The sequence below is a fragment of the Staphylococcus sp. Y174-1 genome (assembly GCF_049897865.1).
Lineage (GTDB): Bacteria > Bacillota > Bacilli > Staphylococcales > Staphylococcaceae > Staphylococcus > Staphylococcus saprophyticus.
In genome coordinates this window covers 1-9,692 of sequence record NZ_JAFCXB010000011.1, presented here as the reverse complement: position 1 = coordinate 9,692, position 9,692 = coordinate 1, and the positions used below count along the sequence as shown (strand labels likewise).

The 9,692-nt window shown below is 30.5% G+C and carries 12 protein-coding genes and 1 pseudogene; 6 read left to right on the top strand and 7 right to left on the bottom strand.

The genetic code is table 11. The annotated features are described in order from the left end of the window. Positions 1–229, top strand: a 229-nt coding sequence (locus ACP7BT_RS13310) for a DDE-type integrase/transposase/recombinase (RefSeq protein ID WP_142241382.1), incomplete at its 5' end; no start/stop codon positions are given. Positions 230–833: 604 nt separating this feature from the next. Here the strand turns inward: ACP7BT_RS13310 and ACP7BT_RS13305 are convergent. Further along, positions 834–1,274 (bottom strand): NUDIX domain-containing protein, encoded by a 441-nt coding sequence (locus tag ACP7BT_RS13305; protein WP_002476233.1) that lies wholly within the window; start codon positions 1,272–1,274, stop codon positions 834–836. A gap of 694 nt (positions 1,275–1,968) precedes the next feature. Between ACP7BT_RS13305 and ACP7BT_RS13300 the strand changes: the two genes are divergently transcribed. The 4 genes from ACP7BT_RS13300 to ACP7BT_RS13285 all read left to right on the top strand — a co-directional run bounded on the left by ACP7BT_RS13300 (position 1,969) and on the right by ACP7BT_RS13285 (position 4,208). After that, positions 1,969–2,061 carry a type I toxin-antitoxin system Fst family toxin gene (locus ACP7BT_RS13300; RefSeq protein WP_123213859.1) on the top strand — a complete coding sequence of 31 codons (93 nt, stop codon included), beginning with the start codon at positions 1,969–1,971 and terminating at the stop codon, positions 2,059–2,061. Positions 2,062–2,319: 258 nt separating this feature from the next. Further along, positions 2,320–2,970: a hypothetical protein gene (locus ACP7BT_RS13295; protein WP_039258938.1), complete on the top strand. Its 651-nt coding sequence runs from the start codon at positions 2,320–2,322 to the stop codon at positions 2,968–2,970. A 74-nt stretch (positions 2,971–3,044) separates the two neighbouring features. Then, on the top strand, positions 3,045–3,287 hold the full coding sequence (locus tag ACP7BT_RS13290; protein WP_039258937.1) for a hypothetical protein: 243 nt from the start codon (positions 3,045–3,047) through the stop codon (positions 3,285–3,287). A 66-nt stretch (positions 3,288–3,353) separates the two neighbouring features. Continuing rightward, entirely contained in the window at positions 3,354–4,208 is an 855-nt protein-coding gene (locus tag ACP7BT_RS13285; protein WP_039258936.1) for a DUF5677 domain-containing protein, read from the top strand. A 72-nt stretch (positions 4,209–4,280) separates the two neighbouring features. Here the strand turns inward: ACP7BT_RS13285 and ACP7BT_RS13280 are convergent, their stop codons facing one another. The 5 genes from ACP7BT_RS13280 to ACP7BT_RS13260 form a co-directional block, all read right to left on the bottom strand. Beyond that, positions 4,281–4,808 carry a GNAT family N-acetyltransferase gene (locus ACP7BT_RS13280; RefSeq protein ID WP_058703205.1) on the bottom strand — a complete coding sequence of 176 codons (528 nt, stop codon included), beginning with the start codon at positions 4,806–4,808 and terminating at the stop codon, positions 4,281–4,283. A gap of 178 nt (positions 4,809–4,986) precedes the next feature. Then, the gene (locus tag ACP7BT_RS13275; protein ID WP_039258994.1) at positions 4,987–5,643 is read right to left on the bottom strand and encodes a hypothetical protein; all 657 of its coding nucleotides are present in this window, start codon (positions 5,641–5,643) and stop codon (positions 4,987–4,989) included. Positions 5,644–5,706: 63 nt separating this feature from the next. After that, positions 5,707–5,916: a copper chaperone CopZ gene (gene copZ, locus ACP7BT_RS13270; protein ID WP_001831373.1), complete on the bottom strand. Its 210-nt coding sequence runs from the start codon at positions 5,914–5,916 to the stop codon at positions 5,707–5,709. A 33-nt stretch (positions 5,917–5,949) separates the two neighbouring features. Continuing rightward, entirely contained in the window at positions 5,950–8,337 is a 2,388-nt protein-coding gene (locus tag ACP7BT_RS13265) for a heavy metal translocating P-type ATPase (RefSeq protein ID WP_002452570.1), read from the bottom strand. Between the two features lie 14 nt (positions 8,338–8,351). Continuing rightward, complete coding sequence (locus ACP7BT_RS13260; protein ID WP_001831396.1) at positions 8,352–8,627, bottom strand: metal-sensing transcriptional repressor; 276 nt, start codon at positions 8,625–8,627, stop codon at positions 8,352–8,354. A 174-nt stretch (positions 8,628–8,801) separates the two neighbouring features. Between ACP7BT_RS13260 and ACP7BT_RS13255 the strand changes: the two genes are divergently transcribed. Beyond that, positions 8,802–9,077 carry a glutaredoxin family protein gene (locus ACP7BT_RS13255; protein ID WP_039259027.1) on the top strand — a complete coding sequence of 92 codons (276 nt, stop codon included), beginning with the start codon at positions 8,802–8,804 and terminating at the stop codon, positions 9,075–9,077. A 40-nt stretch (positions 9,078–9,117) separates the two neighbouring features. Here the strand turns inward: ACP7BT_RS13255 and ACP7BT_RS13250 are convergent. Continuing rightward, positions 9,118–9,573: pseudogene (locus ACP7BT_RS13250) on the bottom strand (cation diffusion facilitator family transporter); the annotation flags it as partial. Positions 9,574–9,692: the final 119 nt, after the last annotated feature.

Genomic DNA, 9,692 nt, shown 5'->3' with positions numbered 1-9,692 from the left:
TAAACTTAAACCTGACTGTCATTGTACATCGAAATATCTGAATAACCTCATTGAGCAAGATCACCGTCATATTAAAGTAAGAAAGACAAGGTATCAAAGTATCAATACAGCAAAGAATACTTTAAAAGGTATTGAATGTATTTACGCTCTATATAAAAAGAACCGCAGGTCTCTTCAGATCTACGGATTTTCGCCATGCCACGAAATTAGCATCATGCTAGCAAGTTAAGCGAACACTGACATGATAAATTAGTGGTTAGCTATATTTTTTACTTTGCAACAGAACCCACATAAGATTGCTAAAAGAAGTTCTGTCCCAGTACTAATTGTTAAATAAACATAAGAAGTAAGAAATTTATTAATTCAAAAAGCCTAAATACTTTCTCACAAATCGAGAGAGTATTTAGGCTTTTTTATTTTTTAATTTTGGTTTGTGATTTTTTAGATTATTTTTTGATTAGTCGTTCTAAAAAAGATTAGACACGCATTTATGCCGAGAAAATTTATTGAAGTTGAGAAGAACCCTTAACTAAACTTGTAGACGAATGTCGGCATAGCGTGAGCTATTAAGCCGACCATTCGACAAGTTTTGGGATTGTTAAGGGTTCCGAGGCTCAACGTCAATAAAGCAATTGGAATAAAGCAACTAATTTTGGTAATTTGATAAAAAAAGAAGGGGTATATTGAGTAAGTTTTTAAAATATTTAATTTCAGCTATTCTTTTCACAATTGGCACATTTATTTTAATTGGGTAATCGGAAAATAGTGTGGAATTTTTTATCTGAACCCCTCTTTTTACTAATCCCCCCGTTAACTTAACAAGGATTTACTTTTTAACGAATAAAAGCTAAGTCATCATTGGCAAGGGCGTCATTTAACCATTGAGGATGCATTTTCAATAAGTCTCTTGGTAAACTTTGTTGTTCAAAAAATTGAATTTCTTGTGACTCAGAAGAATTACATCGTAGTTCACCCCCAGTAATTTCAGCAAGAAAACAAGTTGTTATAAAATGCACTACTCTTCCATTTGGATAAGTAAAAACCTGAGAATCAGGCTCAGAGTACACACCTATAAGCTTTTTAATTCTAATATCTAAATTGGTTTCCTCTTTTATTTCTCTAATAGCTGCTTCAGAAACTGTTTCCCCTATTTCTATATGTCCTGAAGGAATACCCCAAAGTCCTACATCGGACCTTTTTTGCAACAAAACTTGGTTCTCCTCATTCAAAATAATAACTGCAACACCAGCTTTCAAATCATCGATCCTTTTCATACGATAAATACCTCCTAAATAATAAAAAAAGAGCCGAAGAGAAAGATTTCAACGCATAACAACTACGCTGAACCTTCCCCCTCGGACCTTTTATGTCAATAGGTGCCTTTTACATATTGTAAAAGATGTAGCCCTCGGTCACTGACCTACCTAGATAGCGGAACCCTAGCTACAGTTTTCTAGTTCATTTTTATGCTACCACAATTACTTAGAAAATAAAAGATACTCTTCAACTAGCCTGACCTTAGTTTAGCAAAAATCTACCAGCTATAATGTTTTTCCACACGATAATCCGAATACCCTTTTAATTTTTGTTTTTGATTACTTGAAGCTAACTCCCAATGATAGTGGTTTTCTTAGTAATTTAAGTAACTTAGAATTGTTTTCTTTTTTCAATACACCTGAATTTAATGGTCTTTTTGTTTTATGTTTATTTATTTCTGCTTTAATTCTTATTTTTGGTTTATTGAGTGGTTTTAAAAAAGAGAGTGGCTCCTAATTTTTACTCTCTTTTTTAATTTTTAGAAACGAGTTGAAAACGAGTTTCTTCTTGTCTTGATACTATAAAAATAAGCAAAGATATAACATAAAATGACTTATCAGAAGTGAATATGATTACATGTTTACAGATGATATAATAATGGAGTCGCCTTAACTTCCATAGGCGAAATTACTATGGAAGGAGGTGAGACCTATGGCAATTCTCTTTGTTAGTATAGTTGCACCTGTGATTTCAGGATGCATTGTTGCGATTTTCACGTTTTGGCTAAACAATCGTAACAAGTAATAAGGCGACATAGCTGCACCAAAAAATCCCCTCACTATTTCCGGTAGTGAGGGGATTGGTGTACCTATGGAACTCTCTTTGTTAAATACAGTATAGCATCATATAGGGTAGGAATGCAAAATAGTGATTTTGAAATACGTTTATGTAGATATGTTGAGGTTTGTTATGTTATATACATTTTCTACAAATTTTACAAATGATCAAATTTATACTTTTTTAAATGGAAAGAAAAAATAATCAATTATAGGAGAAGTTTAAATGATTATAGGATCACAAGTTACAGAACATAGTTTTTTATACGACCACGGTGTTGAGTTATTTGGAGCAATAGTTACTCTACTAGCATTTTTATTAACGTTTGCCAATATTAAAAGAACTGATGAAAGGTTAGAACAAGATGAGAAAAAAAGGAATATAAAAACTTTAAAAATGATTGATTTAGCTACACATAAAGAGAGAATGAGTATTCAACAATGGGCATCTATATTTAGAAAGGAAGGAAATGTTGCTACTCAAGAAAAATATAATATATTGTTTTCAAATTATAATATGAATTTTGAAACAGAGAATAAAAAAGCATTTATAGTAGGAGAAATAGCTAATAAATACCAAATTTGTGACTTAGAAGTTGAACTAACACATTATTTAGAAATAATTAAAGATAATTTAAACAATAATCATGTGAATTTAAGTTTGCAATCGTTAGAAAGAGTTAATGAGAAAATAAGTTATTTGAACGAGGCAATTAATTATAGCAAATGGTTTGGTGATACAGAAGTAATTTGTAATATAATTATTGCAGACACAGGGCTTCCAATTGAAGCTCAAAGTGAAATAGAAAAAACATATAAGGAATATAAAAACTTTAATAACTTATTAGAAGCTTCAAGTAAAGATTTAATAGATTAAATTAGTGAAATCTACTATTCAAAGATTATAATAAGCTATATATTGAATTGAGATTACAAAAAGGAGTAGGTAAAATGGACATTTTAAGTCGTTACATCGAAGAATTAGATAAAGCAAATGAATATGTGAGCAATAATAAATATAGTTTGAATATGAGTGATACAGAAAAAGTTTATTATAATGCGGAAATTAGAAGTATAAGGGGAGATATAAAACAAACAAATAAATACATGTTACAGAATTTAGATAAGTTATCAAAAGAGGATATTAAGGAGATTTTACAAAAGATAGTTGAAATTGAAAGTAAATTTTCTTAACTGTATGTTATGTACAGTTAAACTATCTATAAAATAGGCATTATGTAAACAAAGGATTGGTTAAAAGTGGAAGATTTATTTTTTAAAGATGAAGATGTAATTAAAGTGATTAATGAAGTAGAGATTTATATTAAAAAAGGTTTAAATAATAGCCAGGACATACAAAAATTCAAAGAAAATCATCTTTTTTTAGCTATTTATGACATAGCACACACTTTCTATCTTAACTATATCGACATAAATAATTGTGTGACTATAAGTAGTGCTAGAACTTTATCTAGGAAACTATATGAGTTATTACTTTATTTAAAATATATATTAGAATCAGACAGTGAATCAAGAAAAAGGGCAGAAAGATATTTTTTGTATAATGAATACGAAAAGGTTAGAGTATTAGTGTCAAATGCAAAAGATGGAGGTTTTAGTCAACAAGATATAATAAATTTAGAAAGCAAGTTGACTAATTTAGAGCAATTGTTCATAAAAACTTTTAGTAATTCAAAAATAAAAGTAAATAAAGTAAACGATATAAAAAAATGGTACATGGAAAAAGGTACAAGTAATAAAAAAATAGGTAATATTGAATTGCTATCAAAGTATTTAAACATGGATTATTATTATCAACATATATATAGAAGTTTTTCATCAGATGTTCATTCTATTGGTAATGAAAAAAATAAAACTATCTATATACTTGCAACAAATCTTTATATTAGTAATAGAGAAATAGAGGAATTTTACCAAGAATCTTCTTTATCTAGCGAAATAGAGTTATCTTCATTTACAAATTATATTGTATCTAAATTCATTGAATTATGCTGTGACTTTACTAATAAAAAGAAATTGTGGTCTGGTTATAAGCAACAGTTTGAAGAATACTATAATAATAAATGGAATCATAAACAAATTACAAATGACTAATTAGAGCACGCTCTAAATAAACAAAAATAGCCCTCTTATTAAAATAAGAGGGCTATTTTTGTTTAAAATTATTCAAGACCATTCGCTTTCTAACATACTCATTTGCCATAAATTATAATATTCTCCATTTAATTTTCTAAAGTCTCTTTTTTCTCCTTCTTTTATAAATCCAATCTTTTTGTAACTTTTTATAGCTGATTTATTAAAGGCAAAAACACCTAATTCAATTCTGTGTAATCCCAAATCTTCAAAAGCCTTTTTCAATAATTTCTTTATTATTTTAGGGCCTAATCCTTGGCCACGCATTTGCGGATCACCTACTAAAACTTTACCTAAAGTGGCGGAACAATTTTTAAAATCTATATTATTTAAAGCAATATGACCTATAATTTTTTTTGAATTATTTTCTTCAATGATAACTTTATAAATTATTTTACTAGCATTTTCTTTATTTGTGTCTATAATATATTCCTTTAATTGTTCTTCATCTAGGGGATAATTAAAATCTGTACCTGCCCATTTGACTAAAAGTTCAGGAGAGTTTATCCAGTTTATTAATAAATCAAAATCTTTCTCCTCAAAATATTCAAACTTAATCAATAAATTACTCCTTAAATAATAGATTATTAACTATAAAAATTCAGTGAATGTTGCAATATAAACAACCACTACAATTTTTTGATACTTTCTTCATCAATTTTCGATTTTTTATAAAGCGTTTTGTATTATCTAAATAACTCTTTACAATTTACTGATTTTTAAGCTTTTGCTAATAGATTTATGCAACTTTAATATTATAAGTAAATCTATGCACTTCATCATTAAATTTAAATTCTGCCCAAATTTTATACATCCCTTTTTTAGGAAAATGAGCATAAAAGGTTGTAGAATCAGGTGATTCTGGGTGAACATGAATATAATCAGTTAATTGCTCATCAAATATAATCACATGTCCTAAAGCTCCTAAATAAGGTTGGGGTGTTAATTCTGTATTGAAAGTTAAAGGGACATGTTCATCTTCTTTAGCATTTATAGAATTTAAAGTTACATGAACTCCTTTGTTAACTTTCACCCAATTTTTATCAGAATTTAAAGATGTTTTAGAGGTTATTTTATCTCCAATTTGCAGTTCAATAGGATGAACGTAATACACATGGTTTTTTGGTGTAACATCAACAAAAGCATGGTAAGTTCCTGGCTCTAATTGTTGGTTAATTATAAATAAACCTTCATGCTTTTTTTGAGGGTGTAGGTGGTAATATTTCTCCATGTCATTAGATACTAAAACGAAATGCATTTCTTTTTCATGCATAGTATCTAATAATGGGGCATTATTAAATTCATCTTCTAACGTAATTTCTATATTACCGTCTCTATATACAACATTTGCTTTAATTTCGGGTTTGTTTGAATGATATTCATGATTATGATTCATATTTTTATCCTCCTTAATTTTTAATAAGGGCATATCATTAAACGATATGCCCAACTATTTAAATTATTTAATTACATCGTAACCTTGATCTTCAATAGCTTCTTTAAAGTCGTTGAAAGCTACTTGATTTTCATCAAATTCAACTTCCACATTCCCATTCGCCAAGCTTACTTCTGAAGATGTTACACCATCTAATCCATTTAATGCTTTTTCAATTGAATGCTTGCAATGGTCACAGCTCATACCTTCTACATTAATAACTTCGTTAGTCAATGTTGTCACCTCCTTTCAAGAAATATAAGATTCTTATAATTTCATACGTTTTAGACGTAAAGCGTTTGTGACAACACTTACAGAACTTAAAGCCATTGCTGCTCCCGCAACCCAAGGTGCTAGCAGACCAATTGCTGCTATAGGGATACCTGCAACATTGTAACCAAACGCCCAAAATAGATTTTGGCGAATATTACGAATTGTAGATTTACTTGCTTTTATTGCTTTTGGAATTAATAAAAGGTCTCCTCCTAAAATAGTTATATCAGCAGCTTCGATTGCAACTTCTGTACCTGTACCAATGGCAATACCAATATCTGCTTTAACTAGTGCTGGAGCATCATTGACACCATCTCCAACCATAGCTACTTTTTTACCTTCAGATTGAATTTCTGCTACTTTAGAAGCTTTTTCTTCTGGTAAAACCTCTGCAATAATCGTGTCTATACCAACTTGTTTTGCTATTGCTTGTGCGGTACGTTTGTTATCACCAGTTAACATAGCAACTTCAATACCTAATTCATGAAGTTTTTGAATAGCTTGTTGGGCAGTATCTTTAACTGTATCGGCTACAGCGACAACCCCTCTCAATTCGTTATCTACGCTTATAAGCATTGCAGTTTTTCCTTCTTTTTCAAATTGAGCGAGATTTGTTTCAGCTTCATTAGTTCGGATTCCTTTTTCACTCATTAGTTTTCGATTTCCAACAAAAAGTTCTTTACCATCAATTGTTGCATTTATACCGCGCCCTGGTATAGCTTCAAAATGATCTACTTCTAAAAATTCTAATGATTTTTCTTTAGCATAACTTACGATAGCTTCAGCTAGTGGGTGTTCAGAACCTTTTTCTGCACTAGCTAATAATTGTAATGTTTGATCATCTCCACTAAAATCAGTGACTTCAGGTGTGCCATTTGTTATAGTGCCAGTTTTATCTAAAACAACTGTATTAATAGCATGTGTACCTTCAATGTGTTCTCCACCTTTAAATAGAATGCCATTTTCAGCAGCTTTTCCGGTACCCACCATTATAGAAGTAGGCGTAGCTAAGCCTAACGCACAAGGACAAGCAATAACTAATACTGCTATTGCAGCAACTAAGGCTGGTTCAAATTGCCCCGGCTGAACTAATGAAATCCATATAATAAATGTGAAAATCGCGATACCTACAACGATAGGTACAAAATATCCAGAAATAATATCTGCTAGTCTTTGTATTGGCGCTTTAGAACCTTGCGCTTCTTCGACAACTTTAACAATGGAGGCAAGAGCTGTATCTTTACCAACTTTTGTTGCTTCAACAGTAATTGCTCCATTTTTATTCATTGTTGATCCTATAACATTATCATTTTGCATTTTTTCAACAGGAATAGATTCACCTGTCAACATTGACTCGTCAATTGAAGTCATACCTTTAATTATTTTGCCATCTACTGGTATTTTTTCTCCTGGTTTGATAACTAAATAGTCTCCTTCTTTTACCTCACTTAAAGGAACCATAGTCTCTTCACCGTTGCGTAATATACGTGCTTCTTTAGCTTGTAAATTCAACAATTTACTTAACGCATTTGTTGTTTGTGTTTTAGCACGTGCTTCTAAATACTTTCCGAAAAGAATTAAAGTAATTAATACAGCACTTGTTTCAAAATATAGGTGTGGCTCATAATTTGTATTAATTAACCACTTAATCGATTCGTAAATACTATAAAAGAAGGCTGCGCTTGTACCTAAAGCGACAAGAACATCCATATTTGCTGACCCATTACGAAGGTTTTTATAAGCGCCTACATAAAATTGCCAACCAATAACAAATTGAACAGGCGTTGCTAATACAAATTGGAACCACGGGTTCATAAATATATGTGGTATTTGAATACCAAATAAATGAACGAACATTGTCATTAACAATGGAGCTGCTAAAACAGCTGAAACAACTAATTTAATTAACTGTCGTTTTAATTGTTTTTCTTTTTGGGAACTTTTTTCTGATGCTTCTTTTTTAGGTTGTGCTTCATATCCTAGATTTTTAATACGTTGTTGAAATTCATCTACAGACGTCATATCAGGGTTGTATTCTACAGTAGCACTTTCTGTGGTTAAATTAACTGTAGCCTTATTTACACCTGAGATTCGATTTAAAACTTTTTCGATTTTATTCGAACAAGCTGCACACGTCATTCCCATTACATCGAGATCCACTTTTTCGGTTAAAACTCCATAACCTGTTTTTTGAATTGTATTTGCAATATCTTCTAATGATGTAACATTGGGGTTATATTCAATTGTAGCTTTCTCTGTAGAAGGATTTACATTAGCGTTAACTTCATCTAATTTATTTAGATTTTTTTCTACTTTATTCGAGCAAGCTGCACATGTCATGCCTGTGATACCTAATGAGGTTTTTTTAATATTTTCACTCAATTATTTCTTTCCTCCTATTTTGAAAATTGTTTTAATACAACCATCAATTCTTTGATACTTTCTTCTCCGTTGCCATTTTTAATACCTTCACTTACACAATTAGATATATGGTCTTCAGTTACTATAAAACCCACTTGTTTTAGGGCTGATTGTATTGCTGTTATTTGTACTAGTACGTCTATACAATATCTATCTTCTGCTATCATTGATTGTAAACCGCGCATTTGTCCTTCTAATCTTTTGAGTCTATTGAGCAATGCGTCATTGTTTTTAACAGTAGTAGTGTTCAATTTCACCCCTCCTCGTATACCCTGCTGGGGTATGTCTTATTGAAACCTATATTATACCCCCGGTAGGTATAAGTCAATACAAAAGTTTCATATAAAAAATTAATATTTAAAGTTTGTTTTAAGAGGTACACTTGTATAAAATGTATGCTAAAACTTATATTAGGAGAGATATATTTGGATAAAAATATACAACTTGAGCTTTACACAAGACCTACGTGCTCTGATTGCCAAGAATCAAAAAGGTATTTAAACTCTCAAGAGATTAGTTATAGTCATAAAGATGTAAGTCAAAATTTGGACTTAGAAGAAGAAATGAAAAAAATATCAGGCAACCGAATTGTTCCCTTATTTGCTTTTTATAAAAAAAATTTTTGGGGTAAAAAAAAGTTATTTAAATATTACGTGGGATTTGAAAATAACAAAAAAGATATATTAAATATATTGAAATAATTAAATAAACAGCCATTATTAAAAAATAATGGCTGTTTATTTAATGATGATGTTGACTGTCTTCTTCTTTCACGATACAAAACAATTTTTCACTATGATTATTGTTAGAAGTTTCAGTCTGTATTGTGACATGTTGAATATTTTGATGATTGAGTTCATGTTCTATACGTTTAAGTAAAAACTCATTTTCAGTAATGGTCATTGTATCTTCTACAACAATATGACAAGATAACGCGTTTAATCCGCTAGTTACTGACCAAACATGAAAGTCATGAATATTTTTAACTTCTTTGAATTTTTTAATAGTTTTAATAAGGTCTTTTGTATTTATATTGCTTGGTGCTCCCTCCATTAATACATGAAGACTTGATTTTGTTACATATAAGCCGCTACGTAGTACTAAAATTGCTACAATCACACTTGCTAAAGGATCCGCCCACCCCCATCTAAAAAATATAATGAGAAGGGCTGCTATAACTGCACCTATAGATCCAAGGGTTCTGTTGCAAAGTAAAAAAATATAGCTAACCACTAATTTATCATGTCAGTGTTCGCTTAACTTGCTAGCATGATGCTAATTTCGTGGCATGGCGAAAATCCGTAGATCTGAAGAGA